Annotated in this window: 22 protein-coding genes; 7 read left to right on the plus strand and 15 right to left on the minus strand. The window is 67.6% G+C overall.

All coding sequences use genetic code 11. From position 1 onward, the window contains the following. The first annotated feature begins 20 nt into the window (after positions 1-20). Positions 21-1490: a glutamate synthase subunit beta gene (locus tag ACFWF1_RS03375; RefSeq protein WP_379283103.1), complete on the plus strand. Its 1470-nt coding sequence runs from the start codon at positions 21-23 to the stop codon at positions 1488-1490. Positions 1491-2058: 568 nt separating this feature from the next. After that, positions 2059-2958 (plus strand): cutinase family protein, encoded by a 900-nt coding sequence (locus ACFWF1_RS03380; protein WP_379283101.1) that lies wholly within the window; start codon positions 2059-2061, stop codon positions 2956-2958. A 73-nt stretch (positions 2959-3031) separates the two neighbouring features. Here the strand turns inward: ACFWF1_RS03380 and ACFWF1_RS03385 are convergent, their stop codons facing one another. From ACFWF1_RS03385 to lysX, 4 genes are all read right to left on the minus strand, one after another. Next, the gene (locus ACFWF1_RS03385) at positions 3032-3313 is read right to left on the minus strand and encodes a hypothetical protein (protein ID WP_379283100.1); all 282 of its coding nucleotides are present in this window, start codon (positions 3311-3313) and stop codon (positions 3032-3034) included. A 137-nt stretch (positions 3314-3450) separates the two neighbouring features. Beyond that, positions 3451-4062, minus strand: coding sequence for a histidine phosphatase family protein (locus ACFWF1_RS03390; RefSeq protein ID WP_379283099.1), 612 nt, complete (start codon positions 4060-4062; stop codon positions 3451-3453). A 92-nt stretch (positions 4063-4154) separates the two neighbouring features. Further along, a complete protein-coding gene (locus tag ACFWF1_RS03395) occupies positions 4155-4361 on the minus strand; it encodes a hypothetical protein (RefSeq protein WP_379283098.1) in 207 nt (68 codons plus the stop codon). Between the two features lie 124 nt (positions 4362-4485). After that, positions 4486-7806 carry a bifunctional lysylphosphatidylglycerol synthetase/lysine--tRNA ligase LysX gene (gene lysX / locus ACFWF1_RS03400; RefSeq protein ID WP_379283097.1) on the minus strand — a complete coding sequence of 1107 codons (3321 nt, stop codon included), beginning with the start codon at positions 7804-7806 and terminating at the stop codon, positions 4486-4488. Positions 7807-7949: 143 nt separating this feature from the next. Between lysX and ACFWF1_RS03405 the strand changes: the two genes are divergently transcribed. Next, complete coding sequence (locus tag ACFWF1_RS03405; protein ID WP_040729260.1) at positions 7950-8168, plus strand: RNA-binding S4 domain-containing protein; 219 nt, start codon at positions 7950-7952, stop codon at positions 8166-8168. Positions 8169-8178: 10 nt separating this feature from the next. Here the strand turns inward: ACFWF1_RS03405 and rraA are convergent, their stop codons facing one another. The 9 genes from rraA to ACFWF1_RS03450 all read right to left on the minus strand — a co-directional run bounded on the left by rraA (position 8179) and on the right by ACFWF1_RS03450 (position 13454). Then, positions 8179-8670 (minus strand): ribonuclease E activity regulator RraA, encoded by a 492-nt coding sequence (gene rraA, locus ACFWF1_RS03410; RefSeq protein ID WP_379283096.1) that lies wholly within the window; start codon positions 8668-8670, stop codon positions 8179-8181. Between the two features lie 86 nt (positions 8671-8756). After that, complete coding sequence (locus tag ACFWF1_RS03415; RefSeq protein WP_379283094.1) at positions 8757-9122, minus strand: DUF5313 family protein; 366 nt, start codon at positions 9120-9122, stop codon at positions 8757-8759. 49 nt (positions 9123-9171) lie between these two features. Then, a complete protein-coding gene (locus tag ACFWF1_RS03420) occupies positions 9172-9546 on the minus strand; it encodes a DUF5313 family protein (RefSeq protein ID WP_379283092.1) in 375 nt (124 codons plus the stop codon). Between the two features lie 22 nt (positions 9547-9568). Next, positions 9569-10048: an SRPBCC family protein gene (locus ACFWF1_RS03425; RefSeq protein WP_379283091.1), complete on the minus strand. Its 480-nt coding sequence runs from the start codon at positions 10046-10048 to the stop codon at positions 9569-9571. A 37-nt stretch (positions 10049-10085) separates the two neighbouring features. Then, complete coding sequence (locus ACFWF1_RS03430; protein WP_379283090.1) at positions 10086-11045, minus strand: copper resistance D family protein; 960 nt, start codon at positions 11043-11045, stop codon at positions 10086-10088. Beyond that, positions 11042-11587: a copper resistance protein CopC gene (locus tag ACFWF1_RS03435; RefSeq protein WP_379283089.1), complete on the minus strand. Its 546-nt coding sequence runs from the start codon at positions 11585-11587 to the stop codon at positions 11042-11044. Before ACFWF1_RS03435 ends, ACFWF1_RS03430 begins: the two co-directional genes overlap by 4 nt. Then, on the minus strand, positions 11584-12237 hold the full coding sequence (locus ACFWF1_RS03440; RefSeq protein WP_379283088.1) for a YcnI family protein: 654 nt from the start codon (positions 12235-12237) through the stop codon (positions 11584-11586). The genes ACFWF1_RS03435 and ACFWF1_RS03440 overlap by 4 nt, the downstream gene beginning before the upstream one ends. A gap of 42 nt (positions 12238-12279) precedes the next feature. Then, complete coding sequence (locus tag ACFWF1_RS03445; protein ID WP_379283087.1) at positions 12280-12798, minus strand: hypothetical protein; 519 nt, start codon at positions 12796-12798, stop codon at positions 12280-12282. Positions 12799-12809: 11 nt separating this feature from the next. Beyond that, positions 12810-13454, minus strand: a complete 645-nt coding sequence (locus ACFWF1_RS03450) for a DUF6474 family protein (RefSeq protein ID WP_379283085.1) — start codon at positions 13452-13454, stop codon at positions 12810-12812. Between the two features lie 324 nt (positions 13455-13778). Between ACFWF1_RS03450 and ACFWF1_RS03455 the strand changes: the two genes are divergently transcribed. The 3 genes from ACFWF1_RS03455 (at position 13779) to ACFWF1_RS03465 (ending at position 17864) form a co-directional block, all read left to right on the plus strand. Then, a complete protein-coding gene (locus tag ACFWF1_RS03455; RefSeq protein WP_379283409.1) occupies positions 13779-15377 on the plus strand; it encodes a TM0106 family RecB-like putative nuclease in 1599 nt (532 codons plus the stop codon). Continuing rightward, entirely contained in the window at positions 15374-17344 is a 1971-nt protein-coding gene (htpG, locus tag ACFWF1_RS03460; RefSeq protein ID WP_379283084.1) for a molecular chaperone HtpG, read from the plus strand. The genes ACFWF1_RS03455 and htpG overlap by 4 nt, the downstream gene beginning before the upstream one ends. Positions 17345-17405: 61 nt before the next feature. Beyond that, positions 17406-17864, plus strand: a complete 459-nt coding sequence (locus ACFWF1_RS03465) for a GNAT family N-acetyltransferase (protein ID WP_379283083.1) — start codon at positions 17406-17408, stop codon at positions 17862-17864. 62 nt (positions 17865-17926) lie between these two features. On the opposite strand, the gene ACFWF1_RS03470 is transcribed toward ACFWF1_RS03465, so the two are convergent. Together ACFWF1_RS03470 and ACFWF1_RS03475 are read right to left on the minus strand one after the other, a co-directional pair. Beyond that, positions 17927-18694 carry an SDR family NAD(P)-dependent oxidoreductase gene (locus ACFWF1_RS03470; protein ID WP_357380070.1) on the minus strand — a complete coding sequence of 256 codons (768 nt, stop codon included), beginning with the start codon at positions 18692-18694 and terminating at the stop codon, positions 17927-17929. 126 nt (positions 18695-18820) lie between these two features. After that, positions 18821-19561 carry a DUF4352 domain-containing protein gene (locus ACFWF1_RS03475; RefSeq protein WP_379283081.1) on the minus strand — a complete coding sequence of 247 codons (741 nt, stop codon included), beginning with the start codon at positions 19559-19561 and terminating at the stop codon, positions 18821-18823. 198 nt (positions 19562-19759) lie between these two features. Here ACFWF1_RS03475 and ACFWF1_RS03480 point away from each other — a divergent pair, with 198 nt between their 5' ends. Next, positions 19760-20638 (plus strand): SDR family NAD(P)-dependent oxidoreductase, encoded by an 879-nt coding sequence (locus ACFWF1_RS03480; protein ID WP_379283079.1) that lies wholly within the window; start codon positions 19760-19762, stop codon positions 20636-20638. Positions 20639-20652: the final 14 nt, after the last annotated feature.

Raw genomic sequence — 20652 nt, forward strand, 5'->3', positions numbered from 1 at the left:
CAAGATTACGGAGGCCGAACGTGGCTGACGCACAAGGTTTTTTGAAGCACACCTCCCGGGAACTACCCACCCGTCGTCCGGTCGAGCTGCGGCTGATGGACTGGAAAGAGGTCTACGAGCAGGGCTATCCGAAGGCGACCCTGCAGCGTCAGGCCAGCCGCTGCATGGACTGCGGTATTCCGTTCTGCCACAACGGTTGCCCGCTCGGGAACCTGATCCCCGAGTGGAACGACCTGGTCTACAAGGGCCAGTGGCGCGAGGGCATCGACCGCCTGCACGCCACCAACAACTTCCCGGAATTCACCGGGCGGCTGTGCCCCGCACCGTGCGAGGCGTCCTGTGTCCTCGGCATCAACCAGGATCCGGTGACCATCAAGCAGGTCGAGATCGACCTGATCGAGAACGCCTTCGACGAGGGCTGGGTGACCCCGGTCTACCCGACCCGGTTGACCGGCAAGAAGGTCGCCGTCGTCGGCTCCGGCCCCGCCGGACTCGCGGCCGCACAGCAGCTCACCCGGGCCGGCCACACCGTGACCGTGTTCGAGCGGGCCGACCGGATCGGCGGGCTGCTGCGCTACGGCATCCCGGAATTCAAGATGGAGAAGCGCTTCATCGACCGCCGGATGGCGCAGATGGAGGCCGAAGGCACCATCTTCAAGACCGGCGTGAACGTCGGGATCGACATCACCGCCGAGCAGCTGCGCGAGCAGTACGACGCGGTGGTGCTGTCCGGTGGCGCCACCATCGCGCGTGACCTGCCCATCCCCGGTCGCGAACTCGACGGCATCCACCAGGCCATGGAGTTCCTGCCGTGGGCCAACAAGGTGCAGCTCGGCGACGACGTCACCGATGCCGACGGCCTGCCGCCCATCCACGCCAAGGGCAAGAAGGTCATCATCATCGGCGGCGGCGACACCGGCGCCGACTGCCTCGGCACCTCGCACCGGCAGGGTGCGGAAAGCATCCACCAGTTCGAGATCATGCCGCGCCCGCCGGCGGAGCGCGCCACTTCTACGCCGTGGCCGACCTACCCGCTGATGTTCCGGGTGTCCTCGGCGCACGAAGAGGGCGGCGAGCGGGTGTTCTCGGTGAACACCGAGCGTTTCGTCGGCACCGACGGCAAGGTCACCGGCCTGCAGGCGCACGAGGTCAAGATGGCCAACGGCCGCTTCGAGAAGGTCGACGGTACCGACTTCACCCTCGAGGCCGATCTGGTGCTGCTCGCCATGGGCTTCACCGGACCCGAAAAGCCCGGCCTGCTCGAGGATCTCGGCGTCGGCTACGACCAGCGCGGCAACGTCCAGCGCGACAAGAACTGGGCGACCAACATCCCCGGCGTCTTCGTCGCGGGCGACATGGGCCGCGGCCAATCCCTCATCGTCTGGGCCATCGCCGAAGGTCGCGCCGCGGCCTCTGCGGTAGACCGCTTCCTGGAAGGTGAGACGGCCCTCCCGGCCCCGATCACCCCGACCATGGTCGCCCAACGCTGACCTGAAACCCCTCTCTTACCGGAGCGGAAAAGCGCCTGTGGACATCGACGTCCACAGGCGCTTTTGTTTTCCGACACTCCCGGGGACGGTTTTGGCCGTCAATGGATTTCGGGCTGCGCTGTGCGGGCCGTCAAAGCGAGGCTCTCAATGTTTGCCGAGATCCGAACTAACTCGCTGATTAGGCGCGGCTAAAGACTTGTTATGGCTGCTGGAGTGGGTAGGTTCCGATATGAGTCTTAATTTGCTGTGAGATTGCGGGAATGTGAGCGGCGGAGTGGGGTCGGTCGGATGTGGTCGGGCGGTGGGTTGTGCTGGGGTGGTTGGGTTTTGGGCATTCGACGGAAATCGGACACGGTCCGGAGTTTCGGATGGCGTGAGCGGCTTCGGCCCTCTATTGTGATCCCGTCGCGCTGCTGATCTTGGGATGCGGGTTTGGGATCGCAGCCGTCACGGTGGTGGGTGACCGGTGTTAACCCAGTGTGCACTGGAAGGTCACCCGTCGGGTTCAGAGTTGGTGCGCAACTTGTCGGGGATGCCCACGAGGGGCATTGGTTTGGACTGGAGCGGTATGCAGTTGAAGAAGGTTGTCGCGGCTCTTGGTGCATCCGCGACGGTGTTGTCCGGCATGGTGTTCGGTGCCGGTTCCGCGAGCGCGGACCCTGGCTGCCCAAGCCTCTACGTAGTGGCGATCCCTGGAACCTGGGAAACCGGCAAAGACAAGAAGCCGCAACCCGGCATGCTGGCGGGCGTCACGAATAACCTGCCCCGGTCGACGGACGTCGACTACGTGACTTATGCCGCGACCGCTTTCCCCTGGGAAGGCGAGGTCTACGGCAACTCGAAGAAGGAAGCCGTCGATCGGGCGCGCGGCCTCATCTCGGACATGGCGCACTCGTGCGGCGCGACGAAGATCGCGCTCATCGGGTACAGCCAGGGCGCCGACGCCGCCGGTGATCTCGCGGCCGAGATCGGCACCGGGCTCAGCGTCATCGCGCCCGAGCGGATCGCCGGCGTCGGCCTGATCTCCGACCCGCGTCGTTCGCCCACCGACGTTCAGGTCGGTGCGCCCGCCCCCGGCGCGGGAGCGGGCGGCCCGCGGGTCGGCGGCTTCGGCTGGGTCAGCGACCGCACCCGCAGCATCTGCGCGACCGAAGACCTGTACTGCGCGACCGAGCCGGACGACTTCGTCACCCGGTTCGCCGGCTTCATGGCGCAGGCCTCGGATGCGAACCCGGCCAACATGTGGCGCTACCAGATCGAGGCCGGAAATATCGTGGGCGACCTGTTCGCGCACGGTGGCGTGCCCACCCTGCAGGCGCAGCTGACCGACTCGGCGAACGAGCAGCGGGCCAAGGACCTGGAGCGGTTCTACAAGTCGCAGGCACACACGCTGTACGGCAGCTACCCGGTCGGTGGCGGGCAGACCGCCGTCTCCTGGATGCACAACTGGATCGCGGGCATGGCCTGATCCAGCTGACGTAAAGCGAAGGCCCACCTCCTGGCACGGGAGGTGGGCCTTCGCTTTGTCGAGCTGGGGTTGATTATCCGGAACCCGTCGGCGGCAGCAGCTGCTGGAACTGCTGCTGGAGCTGCGGCGCGCCATCCGGATGCGGGTGGTGGCCGCGGTGCGGTCCGCCGGGACGGTGCTTGTGATGGGGCCGGTTGATGTCGGCGCCCTGCTGATCCACGTCACCGTTGGCCGCTTGGACCTGAATCGTGGCGTCGGGTGCCGGGGCCTCGGCGGAGGCCGTGGCCGCGAACGCGCCTAGCGGAAGCGCGACGAGCGCCCCCGCCGCGGCGATCCCGATAATGCGACGCCGCATGGATGTTCTGGAGAGCGACACGGAATTCCTTTCTCTCGAACTGTGCGCCACTGGGGTGGTGGCTCACCGGTCCCATAGAAGGTTCCGTCGCTGGGACGCCGGTGCGACGTCCCTGCCAATCGTCTGTGAATGACCGCTCAGGATGCGATATTGCGCGGCAACAGGTCCCAGACGTGCCCGTTCTCGTTGACCGTCGCCGCGGTCCGCCGCCCGGTGCGGGAGAACAGGATTCGGGTGATCGAGCAGTAGTCGATCGGGAAGGTCAGCGGCCGTTCCAAGCCGAGTATTTCCTGCAGCAGCACGTTGATCACGCCGCCGTGCGTGAAGGCGACCACCGTGTCGGCCGGATCGGTGCCCGCGGCGATCTCGGTGACCACGTCGAGCACCCGGGATTTGAACGCCCCGCCGTCGATCTGGTCCGGAAAGTAGCCGGCCTTGATCCGCTCGTAGACCTCGCGGAACTCGACCTTGGCGTCCTCGATGGGAATGTAGGCGGGCAGGTCGCGATCGTATTCGGCCAGGTCGTCGATGATGTCCACGCCGATTCCGAGCTTCGCGGCGGTCGGCGCCGCGGTATCGCGGGCCCGGCGCTGCGAACTGCTCACCACCCGGGTGATCCGATGCTGACTCAACGTGGCGGGCACCCGCTCGGCCTGTTCGAGGCCGACGGGCGCGAGCCCGGGATCGGCGGGACCGGCCGAGTTCACGATCCGGATCGGCTGGGCATGGCGAACGAGAATCAACTGCACACGCCCTACTCTGCCGCATACCGCTTGGTATCGCCGTCCGCGTCGATGTGCGAAGCGAACCGCGGCCCTGGAAAGGCGAACGGCTGTCCTGTCTACTGCTTCCGGCGCCGCATCAGCAGGTAGACGCCGCCGACGATGGCCGCGACCACCAGCAGGCAGCAGAGGCCGCCGATGATCAGGCCACCGCTGCTGCGCCGCCTCTTCTTGGCCACCAGCTCCATCGCCGAGTTCCAGGTGTCCGGGCTCGCCCAGACGCTGTGGTCCACCAGGCTCATATTGGTCAGCAGGTCAAGGTACATTTCCGAACCCCATCTCGTGATCGGGCTCCTCCCGCGGCCGAATGTGGCCGGCCGCCCCGGCCCGAATTTCCCAGGGTAGCTGTCCGATTCGTCCCCGGTGCACCCTTCGCTGGCAATACTCCGTTCAGCGAGGTTTCACCAACGGGAACGGCAACGTCTCGCGGATGCTGCGCCCGGTGATCAGCATGACCACCCGGTCGACGCCCAGGCCGAGCCCGCCGGTCGGCGGCATCGCGTGTTCGAGCGCCTGCAGGAAGTCCTCGTCGAGCTCCATCGCCTCCGGGTCGCCGTTGGCCGCGAGCAGCGACTGCTCGGTGAGCCTGCGCCGCTGCTCGACCGGATCGGTGAGTTCGCTGTAGGCCGTGCCGAGTTCGACGCCCCAGGCCACCAGGTCCCAGCGTTCCGTGACACCCGGAATCAGGCGATGGGCGCGGGTGAGCGGGGACACCGAGGTGGGGAAGTTGATGTAGAAAGTCGGTTCCGCCGTGTGGGATTCGACCAGGTGCTCGTACATCTCCAGCACCACCTGCCCCGGATCCCAGCCGTGCTGATAGGGCACCTCGGCCTTGTCGCACAGCTCGCGCAGCTGCTCCAGGTCGGTTTGCGGGGTGATCTCGACGCCGAGCGCCTCGGACACCGCGCCGTGCACCGTCTTCACCGCCCACTCGCCGGAGATGTCCACCTGCTCGTAGGAGCCGTCGCTCTGCGGCCGCAACGCCACCATCGCGCCGTTGGCCGCGAGCGCGGCCTCCTGGATGAGCTGGCGGCAGACGTGCATCATCCGCTCGTAGTCGCTGTGCGCCTCGTACGCCTCGAGAATGGTGAACTCGGGATTGTGGCTGAAGTCGACGCCCTCGTTGCGGAAGGTCCGGCCGATCTCGAACACCTTCTCCATGCCGCCGACGCAGAGCCGCTTGAGGTACAGCTCCGGTGCGATCCGCAGATACAGATCCAGGTCGTAGGCGTTGATGTGGGTGAGGAACGGCGTGGCGTTGGCGCCGCCGTGTACCTGCTGCAGGATCGGCGTCTCCACCTCCAGATAGCCCCAGGCGTTCAAGGAGTCGCGCAGCGAGCGGACCACCGCGCTGCGCTTGGCGAGCACCTCCCTGGTCTCCGGATTGATCGCCATGTCGACGTAGCGCTGGCGCACCTTCGCCTCGGGATCGGACAGGCCTTTCCACTTGTCCGGCAACGGATGCAGGCATTTGCCGAGCATCCGCCAGTCCGCCGCGAGCAGCGAGAGCTCGCCGCGCCGGCTGCTGCCGATCTGACCGCTGACCTCGATCAGGTCGCCGAGGTCGAAGAACTCGGTGAACTCGGCGCTGCGCTCGGCACCGACCCGATCGCGGTCGATGACCAGCTGAATGTCGTCGGTCCAGTCGCGCACCACCGCGAAGATCACGCCGCCGTAGTCGCGGATGCGCAGCAGCCTGCCGCACACCCGGACCGTGGTGCCGCGCGGCGACTTCCTGGCCCCGGCGACGGTATGCGTCGGCGGGTAGGCGACCGGGTACGCCTCGACGCCGGATTCGGTGAGCCGATCCAGCTTGTCCATCCGCACCCGCACCTGCTCTGGACGGCGCGGCAACTGTTCCTTGCCCTCGACCGGACCGGGTTCGGGCGGGCTGCCGTCGGCGTGCAGCCCGGTCATGGTCGCGGGCACCGCGCTGTGCATGCCGGTGTGCGAGATCGTGTCCGGCTCCTTGCCGAACCGCGGCAGGAAGCCCTCGGCGAGCGCGCTGGCGACCGCGACCCTGGGCAGCTGCCTGCGCTCCTCGAAGAGGAAAAACCTTGGCACCCAATGCGGTTGGTACTTCACGTTGGAGCGATACAGCGCCTCCAGCTGCCACCAGCGCGAAAAGAACAGCAGCACACCGCGCCACAGCCGCAGCACCGGACCGGCGCCGATCCGCCCGCCCTCCTCGAACACCGAGCGGAACACCGCGAAGTTCAACGAGACCTTGGTGATGCCCTGCTGCTCGGAGTTGAGCGCGAGCTGCGAAATCATCAGCTCCATCACGCCATTCGGGCCGTGCGGATCGCGGCGCATCAACTCCAGCGAGACGCCGGTGCGGCCCCACGGCACCAGCGACAGCATGCCGAGCACCCGGTCCTGTCCGTTGACCGCCTCGACCAGCAGGCAGTCCGCGTCCAGCGGATCGCCGAGCCGGCCGAGCGCCATCGAGAAGCCGCGTTCGGTCTCGGTGTCGCGCCACGCGTCCGCGCGGGCGATCACCTGCTTGAACTCGTCGGCGGGCACGTCGCGATGCCGCCGGATCCGCACGGTGATGCCGTGCTTGCGCAAGCGGTTCGCGGCCTGGCGGACCGGCTTCATCTCGGGGCCGGCCAGCGAGAACGTCCTGGTGTCCAGGATGGCCTCGTCGCCGAGCCGGATCGCCGACAGGCCCGCGCGGCGGTACGACGTCGCGCCGAGCTCGCTGGCACCCATGACCGCGGGGGCCCAGCCGAATTGGTCGGCCAGCCGCAACCACGCGTCGATCGCCTGCGGCCACGCCTCCCGAATACCGATCGGGTCGCCGCTGGCCAGGCAGACGCCCAGTTCCACCCGATAGGTGACCGCCGCCTTGCCGCTCGGCGCGAACACCACCGCCTTGTCCCGGCGGGTCGCGAAGTAGCCGAGCGAGTCCTCCACATCGGACCGTTCGAGCAGGCCGCGGATCGCCGATTCGTCGGTGCCGGTCATCGCGTTGGCCGCCCGCTGCGAGCGCAGCAGGATGATCACCGCGGCGAGCAGCGCGATGGCGCCGAACAGGCCGAGCAGGAAGTTGACGAACGGGCGCGGGTGGCCGTCGAAGTGTTCGTTGTCCACCAGCACCGCGGCGGTTACCCGATAGATGGCCCAGCCGGGCCGCTGCGCGCCGCGCGGCAGCGAACCGGGGAACAACTCGACCAGACCCCAGCCGAGCATGCAGCCGACCGTCAGGCCGCCGATCAGCACGCCGAGCGCCTTCCAGCCGGCCCCGCGGCGCACCTTCGTGTAGAACTCGCGCCAGGCCGCGATCAGCACCCCGATCACGCCGAGGTGCACGATCATCGCCACCAGCGCGTCGATATTGCCGGTGTCGGCGAAGTCGAGGCCGTCGGCCAGCGCGTAGAGCGACACATAGCCGAGCAGCAGCCACCAGGCGATGCGCTTGCGACTGGCCAGCGCGCCCGCGAGCAGGCCGATGATCAGCGCCCACATCAGGTTGGTGTCGGGTGCGTCGAAGTAATAGTTGTCGATGTAGCGGCGCGGTACCTGGGTCAGGAAACGTAAGCCGGGCGACAGGCTCCAGAGCAAACACACCACCGCGAAAACCCCGAGCACCAGACCCGCGATATGCGGGACCTCTGCCAGTCGTCCATGCCCCCGATGGGGGACCGGTGGGGTCGGTCTGTCCGCGGGCGGTTCGATCAGGTGTTGCCGGGCTTGCGTGGTGGTCACTGAACCAGTGTGTACGGTGCCGCCGTCGTGGTGCTCGAAGACCTCCCGGGCATGTCGGTTCTCGGCGCGTCGCACATGCGTGTCAGCGACGCGCGCGGGGGCTGGCGTTTACCGATTCCGGGTGCAAGGTAAGGATGTATCTCATGGCAGAACCAGTCGACGTACCGATCGATGACGAAGGCATTCGGCTCGGTCAGTTCCTGAAATTGGCCAATCTGATCGAATCCGGCTCGGAGGCCAAGACGGTGATCGCCTCCGGTTTGGTGCGGGTGAACGACGAGGTGGAACTGCGCCGCGGGCGGCAGTTGCAGATCGGCGATGTTGTCACCCTCGCCGGCCATCAGGCGAGGGTGTCGGTCTGACCTGCTGCTTTCAGTCTTCCGCGCGGACCACGACACCGTCGTGGTCGCTATAGAGCATGTCGCCGGGTACGAAGGTGACGCCGCCGAATTCGACCGGGACATCCCGATCGCCCGCGCCGGTCTGGGTGCTCTTGCGCGGGTTGGTGCCCAGCGCCTTGACGCCGATGTCGAGGGTGCGCAGGATCGCCGAGTCGCGCACCGCGCCGTTGACGATCACGCCGGCCCAGCCGTTGTCCACGCCACGCCCGGCGATGATGTCGCCGACCAGCGCCGTATGTACGCTCGCGTCGCCGTCGACGACCAGCACCTTGCCGTTGCCCGGTTCCCCGAGCGTCTGCTTGACCAGCAGGTTGTCCTGGAAGCAGCGGATGGTGGTGATCCGGCCGGAAAAGGCCGCGCGGCCACCGAACTGGATGAACTGCGTATCGCAGCTGCGGATCTCGGGGCCGATCTCGTCGGCCAGATCGGCGGTAGCGACAACATCATTCTGCGATTCAGTCACCAGCTCAGCTTAGGACTGGCCGAGCAGGAGTTCCGGGAGGGCCGCTCCCGTTGTGAGATCGATCGCTACAGGTATGCCGAGCGCCGCTAACGATGCCCGTAGTGTAGTTCGTACATCTCCCGATCGTGTTCGGAGAACTTGGCGCGGTCCACCAGATCCGGGTTCAACCCGTGCTGGACCAGACGGTAGCGGCGCCAGACATAGCTGAGCGCCACGGTGAAGATGATCATCGGGACGATCATCATCACGATCAAGCCGATCTTCAGTGGCATCGGCCCCGGAAACAACAGGACCAGGGCGAAGAACGGAATGACGGGTCCGAGGAACCGGACGAGATATCGCTCCATGGCCCCGTGTCCGACGAGGTCGCGGATGACCCACTCGTGCAGCTCCTCGGGGAGCTCGCGGCCCAGATCGTAGGCGATCCGCTGCCGAATTGTGGGGGTGTTCATACTTGAAGGCTATGCCTGTGGTGTTGGTCACCGCTAGGTTGCTGAGTCCCTAACCTCGGCCGTGCCGACGCTCGTAGGCGAGGCGTTCCGGCTCGGCCCGGCGGCGGGCGTCCGCGTCGGCCAGCGCGGGATCGAGGCCGTGCTTGATCAGCCGATGCCGCCGGTACACATACATCAGCGCCACCGTGAAATAGATCAGCGGCAGGTACAGCAGCGCCATCATCGCCAGGCCCATCCACAGCGGGCCCGGCAGCAGCAGGAACAGCATGAGCACCGGGATCAGCGGCACCAGGATGCGCAGCAGATAACGCCGCGTCGCGCCGGGACCGACCAGGTCGTCGCGCACCCAGTCGGTCATCGACGCGGGCAGGGTGCGGCCTGCGGCGTAGCCGATGCGCTGGACGAAGGACGGTGTGGTGCTCATCGATCAAGCATCCCGCACGACATCAGTGCACAGACTCATCCGATTCGGCCGCACGGGTTTTGTGGAACGCGGTGATCTGTGTGATCAGGTTGTGCGTCGTGTGCTGCACCGCGATCTTCACGAACGGCTCGATGGTCTTGCCCAGCGCGCGCCCGGCCAGTCCGCCGCCCACCCGGAAGTCGACGATCGCATCGACGGTGCACTGCCCGTCACCCTTGGGGTGGAACAGGAAGGTCGACTCCACGTCGAAACCCTTGATCGACTTCACCGCGATGACCGCGTTCTCTGCCCAGCGCACGACCTCGATGCGGGACTTGAGCGAGGCGGGCCCGAGCTTGATGTGGCCGTCGAACGCGGCGCCGACGCCGACCGTCTGCGCACCGACCGGGGTGAAGGACTGGATGCCGTACAGGAAGCGCGGCAGGTTCTGATAGTCGTTCACGTACGCGAACGCGGACTCCGCCGACGCGGCACAGTCCTCGACGATCTTCACTTCGGTCATGCGAAAACAGTAACTGGTTTCGATCCAGGTCGCCTGGTCACGCCGTTACCGCGAGGGTGGCGGCCAGGCCGAAGGCCAACGCCATCACCACCACTTCGACCGTCGCGCGGCGCACCGACGCCTCGGCGGTCATCCGGTGCTCCGCGGCCCGGCCCACCCAGCTGCGGCGCCACCACCAGCCCAATGCCAGCAAGCCAACCAGCACAACGGTTTTCGCGAGCAGGATCCGTCCGTAACCGGTCGTGAAGAACGGCGTGATACCGCCGACCCGCACCAATCCGTTCAGCAGCCCGGTCACGCCCACCGCCGCGACCAGCGGCAACGCCATCGCCGAATACCTCGGCAGCACCACGGCCCACTCGCCGCGGGTGCGCACCACCAGCGCGAGCGCGACGAGCAGCCCGAACCAGGCCGCCGCGGCCAGCGCGTGTACCGCGGCGAGCACCGACCCGAACGTCTGCTGCGACATGTGCCCGGTGATCGGCCGCAGCGCCAGCGCGACCGCCGCGAACACCAGGACCAGGTCGGCGGAAGCGATATCGGCCCGCCGGAAGGCAACCGCCGAATAGCCCGCGATCGCACCGACGCCGACCAGAATGGCGATCCCGATCTGCCCGCCGCTGAGCTTCACCAGATAGGTGCCGAACTCCCCGGCCGCCAGCTTGCCGACCGGCACGCCGACCACCTCGGCCGCCTCGAACACCAGCACCGCGAACTCGGTGCCACACCAGAATCCGGCCAGCACCGCGAGCAACCGCCACGGCGGCACCAGCCGCTCGTGCACCCGGGGCAGCGCGGCCAGCCCGAGCACCGTCGCGCCGACACCGTCCGCGAGCACCCGGACCGTGGCCTCGGCCGCGAATCCCGCGGGCAGCGTCAGCGCCCAGGCGAGCACGACGCCTAGCAGCCCGGCCGGGACGATCAGCAGCACCGACCACGGTGCGCGTGCGGTGCCCCGCCGCGCACCGCCCCGGCCGCCGATCGTCCTACCCGTCACTGCTGCTTCGGTTTCCGGCTCCTGCCGCCGAACAGCGCGAACGCCAGCCCGCCGCCGAACAGCACGACGGCGCCGACGATGAAGACCCACAACGGAACTCCGCCGGAGCTGTCCGAGCCGGAATTACCGCCGTTGAAGTAAGGCTTGTCGCCGTGCACACCGTTACCGGCCTTGCTGAGCGTGAAATGCCGCTTGCCGCTGACCGGATGGCCGTCGGCGGAGGTCACCCGGTAGGCGACGGTGTACTCGCCGACCGGGCCGAGCTCGCCCACCTCGACGCTGACCGTATTGCCGTCGACCGTCGGCGCGCCCTTCGACCACAGGTAGCCGTCCGGGCCCACCACGGTGAGCGCCGGGAAGCTCGGCTGCAGCGCCTCGTTGAAGGTGATGCTCGCCCGCGCCGGGCCCGCATCGATGGTGGCGCCGTCGTCCGGCACGCTGGCGGTCGGCGCGGAGTGCGCGGCGGCGGTTCCCGTTGCGGCAAAGCCGAATCCGAGTAGGAACACCCCCGCGACGAGGGCGGTGAGTAGCCGCCGGGTCACGACTGCCGCGCCCGGATCACGTTGCCGAGGCCGAGCGCGACGCCGAGCAGACCGAGGGCCAGGCCGATGCCGCCGAGCCAGCGGGCGGTGTTGTCGTTGTCGTTGTCGTTGGATCTGCCCACAGCCGTGGTGACGTCGACGCCGTGTTCGCCGACGCCCTTGGCCAGGGTCAGCGACGGTGCCGGATGCTCGGGTTCCGCGCCGTCCTTACCCTCGGGCTGATTCCAGTCGACGACCTTGCCGTCGCTGTAGGTCTGCTTGGCCGGGAAGCTGACCTTGTCCTGCGTCGGCAGCGGGCCGACCGAGATCGCGAAGCGCTGGAACTGGCCGGGGCCGACGCCGGGGTTGCCGGGCTCGGCGGTCCAGGTGATCGCGGTGATCTCCGACTTCTCGTTCTTGTCGGCCTTGGCCGACCAGCCCGGAATCGGTTCGGTGCGTGCGCTTTTCAGGTTGGGCAGAGCAACGGTGAGCGCGGTGGTGCTCGCGGTGTCGGATTCGGTGGGGACCCGGAGCGTGATCACCCCGTACTTGCCCTGCTGGGCGCCCGGCGCGTCGACGGTGACGTGCGCGGCGGCGGTACCGCAGGCCAGGAACGCGAGGGTGGTGGCGGCAACGGCCGTGCCGGTGGCGCGCGAAATCGAACGGTGCATGAGAGGAAAGGCTTTCTGTCCGAAGGGGAGTGGTGCGGCGGGTCAGGCAGGCACCGGCGGCGCGCGCGGGCCGATCGCGCCGTTCGGATGAAAGCGGTAGTGCGGGAGACCAGGATTGGACCAGTGCGCCGGTCCGGCGACGCGCGGCAGTCGCGGCTTGGCGAGCACGGCACGGACGGCACCGGAGGCCACGGCATAGAGCCGCTCGGTGATCGAGATGACCGCGGCGCAGCCGAAGGTGGCGACGGCGTGCGCGACGAGCATCCAGCCGGAGGGCAGCGGATCCGTTGCGGCAGCGGAATGTTCGTGGCCGAGCAGCCCGGACAGCGCGACGTGACCGGCCAACTGCCCGAGCATCAGCAGACCGAGCACCGAACCACGGCCGCGGGCAAGCACATTCGCCGCGGCACCGGTCAGCGCGGCGACCAGCAGCACCAGCGTCAGCTCCGCCGAACCGGGAAATCCGCCGCCCGCCGACCCGTGCGCGGCGACGGCGAGCGCCCCCACCAACACGCCGACCAGGCCACCACGCAGGTGGCCGGTACTCGGTGACGGGGGCATCGCGGGGAAGGTCAGCGCACGCCGAGCTGGGCGAGCACGTCCGCTTCGACCCCGGACAGTTCTTCGGCGATCGACGCGTGCACGGCCCGGCGACGCGGCGCCGGCATCTGCTCGGCGGCCTGCACCGCCGCGGACAGACTGTCCAGCCGCGTCTGGGTGGCCGCGATGAACTTCTGCGTGTCGCCCCGGTCCTTGCCGCCCTGCACGGCGACCTTGTTCAGCGCCGCTTCGGTATTCACGATCCTGGCCTGCAACTTGGCGCCGTGGCCGCCGAAGTCGCCGAGCTGATCGATGCCGATGCCGAGCTGCTGGGCCTTGCGGGTGTCCAGCCGCGCGCGCAGGAAGGTGGCGGCGCGATAGGCCAGCGGCGCGAGCACCGGGATGAGCACCCTGGCGACGCCGAGGTACTTCCGCACCTGGCTCGCGCTGAACAGCTCACGCTCGGCCTTGGCGGCCAGCTTGAGCGAGGCCTTCTCCTCCGCCTGCAGGGCCGCGATCTGCGCCTTGGCCACCTTGCGCTGGGTACGGCCTTCCGCGCGCCGGGCCTTGCGGTCGTTCTTGGCGACCAGCTTGGCTTCCAAACCCGCCTTGTGCTTGAGAGCTTTCGCCTCGGCCCTGCGGCTCGGGCGCCGCTTGCGCTTCGTGAACAACCCCATCGAAGGCCCTCCGTCATGCTGGTTTGCCATGGCAGTACGACGCTGGGGAAAGCCCGTCCGCCCATGTCACACGGTTTGCCGTTTACCCTATCGGAGCTGTCCGGTCTGCCGCGCGGGCGCTCGCGGAACTCGCGCTGTGGTAATCACGAAGGCGGGCGCTGTGCGGTTCGAACCACGGCTGTGCCCACGGGGTTCGTGGGTTTGTCGGGGGTAGGGACCATACTGCATAACGTGGAATCGGGCATCGATGACCGAGCAGGTCGCAAGCACAACGGCACGGCCGTCGAACGGCCGAGCGGCGTTGTCGGCGCGCCGACTCCGTTCATCGATGCCAGGGCGCTGATCGGTTGCCGGCATCGGTTGCATCTGGACGCCGTCCATCCCGGTGCGTTGCAGGGGGTTTCCGAGGATCCCGGGGTGCGGCAGCGCAGGGAGGCGGCGACGGCGCACCGGGTGCGGGTGCGCGACGCGTTGATCGAGGCGGATCCCGCGGGCTGGGTGGTGATTGATCCGACGCTGCGCGCGGCCGAGCGGGCCGAGGCCACCATGCAGGCGTGTGCGGCTGGCGTGCAACACATTTGGGGTGGGCTGCTGCCGCAGGAGCCGGAGACCGGCAGGCGCGGCGGTTCGGAGATCCTGCTGCGCGATCTCGATCGCGGCGGATACATCCCGGTGATCGTGGTGAACCACAAGGTGACCGACCCGCGTCAGCCCGAGCCCGCCGACTTCCACCCGACCACCACCGACCCGTATCACTGGAACCCGCGCCCGGATCGGCACCGCAAACTGCGCCAGCAGCCGCGCGACCAGCAGCGGCTCGCGCACCTGTACCGCATGCTGCAACGCCACGGCATGGCCAGCCCCGCGCTGGTCGGCGGTGTGATCGGCTACCACTTCGACTGCATCCTGGTGCACGACCTCGGCCCGGTGCTGGCCGACTACGACCAGCGCTACGCGGACCGGGTCGCGGTGGTGCGCGGCGAACTGCCGACGGTGCCGTCGAAGGTGCCCGAATGCAGGCAGTGCCCGTGGTGGTCGCGCGGCATCGAGGGCCCCAGCTGCGAAGGCTGGCTCGTCGAACACCGCGACGTCAGCCTGGTCGCGCCGGGTTCGCGGGCCGAGGTGCTGCGCAGGCACGGCGTGCAGACGATCGACGACCTGGCCGGCTGGGCGGGTGACGATCCGGACGACTGGCAGCACGGGCCGTTCGACGAGGCCGTGGTCACCGCGCGGGCCTGGATCGCGGGCGCGCCGCTGGTGCGCCGGGTCGAGCCGGTGCGGGTGCAGCGGGCCGACGTCGAGGTCGACGTCGATCTGGAGAGCTTCCAGGAGTACGGCGCGTACCTGTGGGGCACCCTGCTCGACGGTGTGTACCGCCCGTTCGTCACCTGGGATCCGCTGCCCACCGAGGACGAGGGCCGTTCGTTCGGCGAGTTCTGGACCTGGCTGATGACCGTCCGCGCCGAGGCCGCCGCGAACGGGAAAACCTTTGCCGCCTACTGCTACTCGCGCACCGCCGAGGACAAGTGGCTGTACGAGTCCGCGCGTCGATTCGCCGGGCGGCCCGGCGTGCCGACGGTCGATCAGGTGCGTGCGTTCGTCGACGGGCCGGAGTGGGTGGACATGTTCCAGGCCGTCTCCGAGCAGTTCATCTGCCCGAACGGCAAGGGCCTCAAGAAGATCGCCCCGGTCGCCGGTTTCGCCTGGCGTGATGCCGAGGCGGGCGGCGAGGCGTCGATGAGCTGGTATCGGCTGGCCGTCGGCTACGAGGGCGAGCCCGATATGTCGCAGCGCACCCGTTTGCTGGAGTACAACGAGGACGACGTGCTGGCCACCCAGGTGCTGCGCGACTGGATGTCGAATCGGGCAGACCTCGAGGTTCCTGGCCTAGAGGATTTCGGGCGTCGTAGTATCGCGACGTGACTGAGCACGTCGAACAACTCGAGTTCCAGGCAGAGACCCATCAGCTGCTCGAGCTGATGATCCATTCGGTCTACTCCAACAAGGACACCTTCCTGCGGGAGTTGATATCGAACTCCTCGGACGCGCTGGACAAGCTGCGGCTGGAGTCCTACCAGGACAAAGACCTGCAGGTCGACACCTCCGACCTGCACATCGAGCTGGCGGTCGACCAGGACAACCGGACACTGACCGTGCGGGACAACGGCATCGGCATGTCCCGCGCCGAGGTGGTCGACCTGATCGGCACCCTGGCCAAGTCCGGCACCGCCGAACTGCGCAAGAAGCTCAACGAGGCCAAGAGCGCCGCCGCGGGCAACATCGACACCGCGGAACTGATCGGCCAATTCGGCATCGGCTTCTACTCCACCTTCATGGTCGCCGACAAGGTCACGCTGACCACCCGGCGCGCGGGCGAGAACGAGGGCACCCGCTGGGAGTCGGCCGCGGGCAGCTCGACCTACACCATCGAAACCCTGGACGAGGCGCCGCAGGGCACCTCGGTCTCGTTGCAGCTCAAGCCCGCCGACGAGGAAGACCACCTCTTCGATTACACCAAGGAGTGGAAGCTCCGGGAGATCGTCAAGAAGTACTCCGATTTCATCGCGTGGCCGATCCGCATGCAGGTCGAGCGGACCGTCACCGAGGGCGAAGGCGAAGACAAGACGGAGCAGACCGTCGTCGAGGACCAGACCCTCAACTCCATGAAGGCGCTGTGGACCCGCCCGAAGAGCGAGGTCAGCGACGAGGAGTACAAGGAGTTCTACAAGCACGTCAGCCACGCCTGGGACGATCCGCTGGAGATCATCCCGATGAAGGCGGAGGGCACCTTCGAGTATCAGGCGCTGCTGTTCCTGCCGTCGCAGGCGCCGTTCGACCTGTTCACCCGCGAGCACAAGCGCGGTGTGCAGCTCTACGTCAAGCGGGTGTTCATCATGGACAACTGCGAAGAGCTGATGCCGGAGTACCTGCGCTTCGTCAAGGGTGTGGTGGACGCGCAGGACCTGTCGCTCAACGTCTCTCGCGAGATCCTGCAGCAGGACCGGCAGATCCAGATGATCCGCAAGCGGCTGGTCAAGAAGGTGCTGTCCACGGTCAAGGACCTGCAGGGCGCCGAGGATCAGGCCAAGTACCAGACGTTCTGGAAGGAGTTCGGGCGCGTCCTCAAGGAGGGCCTGCTCGGCGACACCGACAACCGCGAGACCATCCTCGGCGTCTCGTCGTTCGCCTCGACGCACTCCGAGTCCGAGCTGACCACGCTCGCCCAGTACGTCGAGCGGATGCCGGACGGCCAGGACGCCATCTACTACATGACCGGCGAGTCCCGCCAGCAGGTCGAGAGCTCCCCGCACCTGGAGGCTTTCCAGGCCAAGGGCCGCGAGGTGCTGATCCTCACCGACCCGGTGGACGAGATGTGGGTCGGTTCGGTACCGGAGTTCGACGGCAAGGCGTTCGTCTCCATCGCCAAGGGCGAGGTCGACCTGGAGTCCGAGGAGGAGAAGAAGGCCTCCGAGGCGCTGCGCGAACAGCAGGACAAGGACTTCGCCGAGGTGCTCGGCTGGCTCGGCAAGACCCTGGACGAGAGCGTCAAGGAGGTGCGCCTCACCAACAGGCTCACCACCTCGCCCGCCTGCCTGGTCGGTGACGTCTTCGACTTCACCCCGATGCTGGAGCGGATGTACCGCGCGTCCGGTCAGCTGATGCCCGAGACCAAGCGGATCCTCGAGCTCAACCCGACCCACCCGCTGGTCACCGGCCTGCGCGACGCCTACGACACCCGCAAGGACGACGCCGACGCAGGCAAGGTCCCCGAACTCACCGAAACCGCCGAATTGCTCTACGGCACAGCGGTCCTGGCCGAGGGCGGCGAACTGAAAGACCCAGCCCGCTTCGCCCACATCCTCACCGACCGCCTCACCCGCACCCTCTGATCCGGTCACCGGCGAGGACCACCGCCCGGTGGTCCTCGCCGCTGTCGGCACAATGAGTTTCGTGCCGAATTCGACTGAGCTGGTCATCCGGGCGGCGCGGCCCGCGGACTACGACGCGATCGCAGGCGTGGTCGACGAGTGGTGGGGGCGCGAGGTCTTACCGATGCTGCCGCGGCTGTTCCTCGATCACTTCCATCGGACGAGCCTGGTCGCGGAGACGGCGGAGCGGCTGTCGGGGTTTCTGATCGGGTTTCCGTCGCCGTCCGAATCCGATGCGGCCTACATCCATTTCGTTGGGGTGCATCCGGATTCGCGGAAGAGTGGCTTGGCGCGGGAGCTCTACGAGCGGTTCTTCGTGACTGCCCGGGCGCACGGCAGGCGGGTCGTCACGGCGATCACCGCGCCGGCGAACGAGACGTCCATCGCGTTCCATCGCCGGATGGGATTCACCGTTGCCGGGCCGGTGCCGGACTACAACGGCCCGGGACGGCACCTGATGACCTTCCGGCGCATCGTCTGAGTGCCGCAACGAAAAAGCCGCCACCGACCGGACTGGTCGGCGGCGGCTTTCGCGGTGTTTGTCTAGCGCGGGGCCATGCGCAGCGCGCCATCCATGCGGATGGTCTCGCCGTTGAGGTAGTCGTGCTCGACGATGTACTGCGACAGCTGCGCGTACTCGTCCGGGCGGCCGAGGCGGGACGGGAACGGCACGCCGGCCTCGAGGCCCTTGCGGTACTCCTCGGTGACGCCGGCCAGCATCGGGGTGTCGATGATGCCGGGGGCGATGGTGTTCACCCGGATGCCGAACTGGGCCAGGTCGCGCGCGGCGGGCACGGTCATGCCGTGCACGCCACCCTTGGACGCCGAGTACGCGATCTGGCCGATCTGGCCCTCGAACGCGGCGACCGAGGCGGTGTTGATGATGACGCCGCGCTGGCCGTACTCGTCCACGGTGTCGGTCTTCGAGATCGCGTCGGCGGCCAGGCGCATGACGTTGAAGGTGCCGAGCAGGTTCACGGTGATGACGGTGCGGAACAGCTCGAGATCGTGCGGGCCGTTCTTGGACAGGATGCGCCCGGCCCAGCCGACTCCGGCGCAGTTGACCACGATGCGCAGCGGCGCGCCGGACTCGACGACCTGCGCCACCGCGGCGCTGACCTCGTCATTGCTGGTGACATCGGCCGGAATGAGGGTGACCCCGGCGGGCACGTTGTCGCCGGCGCGCTCGATCGACTGCGGCACATCCAGTCCGAAGACAGTGGCCCCCAGCTCGGCGAAACGCTTGGCGGTGGCGGCGCCGAGGCCGGATGCGCCTCCGGTGACAATGGCGGCGGAACCCGAAATCTCCACGATGGTCCTCTCGTTCGTGACAGCCAGTTGGCCCTTTGTCAATTGCACCCTAACGGGTGCCCGCAACTAGCCCCATGAGGCATCCCTCTCACTCCCGAGCGGACCATCGCCCTGCCGCGGCAGCGGCTACCGGAGGGTGACTTCGGCACCGCCGGAGAACATCGAATCGTGCAGCACGATGTGGCTCGGCACCGCATCGGCGGGCAGATCGAAGACGACCTGAGCGGTCACGGTGTTGCCCGGGTTGAGGCTGGCATACATGCTGGTATCGGCCTGCAGGTTGATCGCAGCCATGCTGTCGTTCTCGAACTTTCGATTCCCGGTGTCGAACAGATACTGGTCGCTCGGACTGAAGCCTTGCGGTTTGTTCGATATGTTTTTCACGGTCATCGATACGATCGTGTACGCGCCCTGGGCTTTACGCTGCAGATACGGGTTGTCGCCTACCTCGGTGAGGCCGACTTGGACTCCGGTGACAACGAACTCGAATTTGCCGTCCCGCACAGGTGTATTCAGACCTGGCCCTGCGGATGGCTTTTCAGCCGGTGGCTTCGCGGCGGGCGGGGCGGCCGACTCACCGGCGGCGCTGGGTCCGGGTGCCGCCGCGCTGCTGGTGGTCGTGTCGGACTTCTTGTCGCCGCCGTTCACCGCCGCGATGACCGCACCGAATCCGCACAACCCGATGACGACCGCGACCACGATGAGCACGATTTTGCCGCCCTTGGATTTCTTCTGCGGCGGCTGACCGTATCTGGGCGGCGGTGCGAACTGTCCGGGTGGCTGTTGCCCGCCGCCGGGTGCGGGCTGGTTGCCCCAGTTGGGATTCGGCGGTTGCTGCGGTGGGTATTCGCCTTGCGGTGACGTCATCTTTCTGGCCTTCTACGAGAAGTGATCGAACTGATGACGGCTCTATCGACCGCATGTGACCTGCGTTACGTTTCATGTGCTAACGGCATAACTGAAATAGGTGCAGGTAGTTGGCTATTTCGGCCGGTCCGCACGGTCATTTGGGAGTCCGCCGATTTATTTGCGAACAAACGTGTTCTTAGGTGGTACGGTCGCTGCATGAAGCTGTTCGCGGGGGCGTCTGTTGCTGGGCGCAAGGTGTTGATCACGGGGGCGGCGCGGGGGATCGGGGCCGCGCTGGCTCGGCAGTTGCATGCCGATGGGGCCGAGGTGGCGCTGCTGGGCTTGGAAGCGGAGTTGTTGGGGGAGGTGGCGCGGGAATGTGGGGACGCGCCGTGGCGGTATTGCGATGTGGGGGATCGCGAGCAGGTCGATCGGGTGGTGGCGACGTTGGTCGGCGAGCTCGGCGGACTCGATGTGGTGGTCGCCAATGCGGGGGTCGCGCGACAGCTGCCGTTGCTGGGGGGCGATCCCGCGGTGATGGAGGAGACGCTGGCGGTCAATGTGCTCGGCGTCTACTACACGGTGCGCGCGGCCGGCCCGCACATCAGCCATGCGAATGGTTATGCGCTGGTTGTCTCTTCGCTGGCCGCGGCGGTGCACCTGCCGCTGGTCGGCGCGTACAGTGCGTCGAAGGCGGCGGTGGAGGCGCTCGGCAATACGCTGCGGATCGAGCTGAAGCACACCGGAGCCAAGGTGGGCATCGCGTACTTCGCCGAGCTCGACACCGATATGACCTCGCGCGGATTCGGCACCGACGCGGCTCGTGCGATCATCGGTCGCTCCACCGTTTCCGGCGTCGCACCGCTCGGGCCCGCCATCGATTCGGTGGCGAAGGCGATCGCGCGGCGGCGGCGTCAGGTGGTGTCGCCGTGGTGGGTGGCCTACGTGCTGCCGTTCCGGCCGATCGCGCAGCGAGTGATCGCGCTCGCGCTGCGGCGAGGTGTGCGGCGCGCCTTGGAAATCGCGCGCAAGGAAGAGGCACCCTTCACCACGGACCAACCGGACCGACCCCGCAAAATGGAGCGGCAAGCTTAGCCCGACCTAACCAC

The sequence above is a fragment of the Nocardia sp. NPDC060255 genome, assembly GCF_042727395.1.
Lineage (GTDB): Bacteria > Actinomycetota > Actinomycetes > Mycobacteriales > Mycobacteriaceae > Nocardia.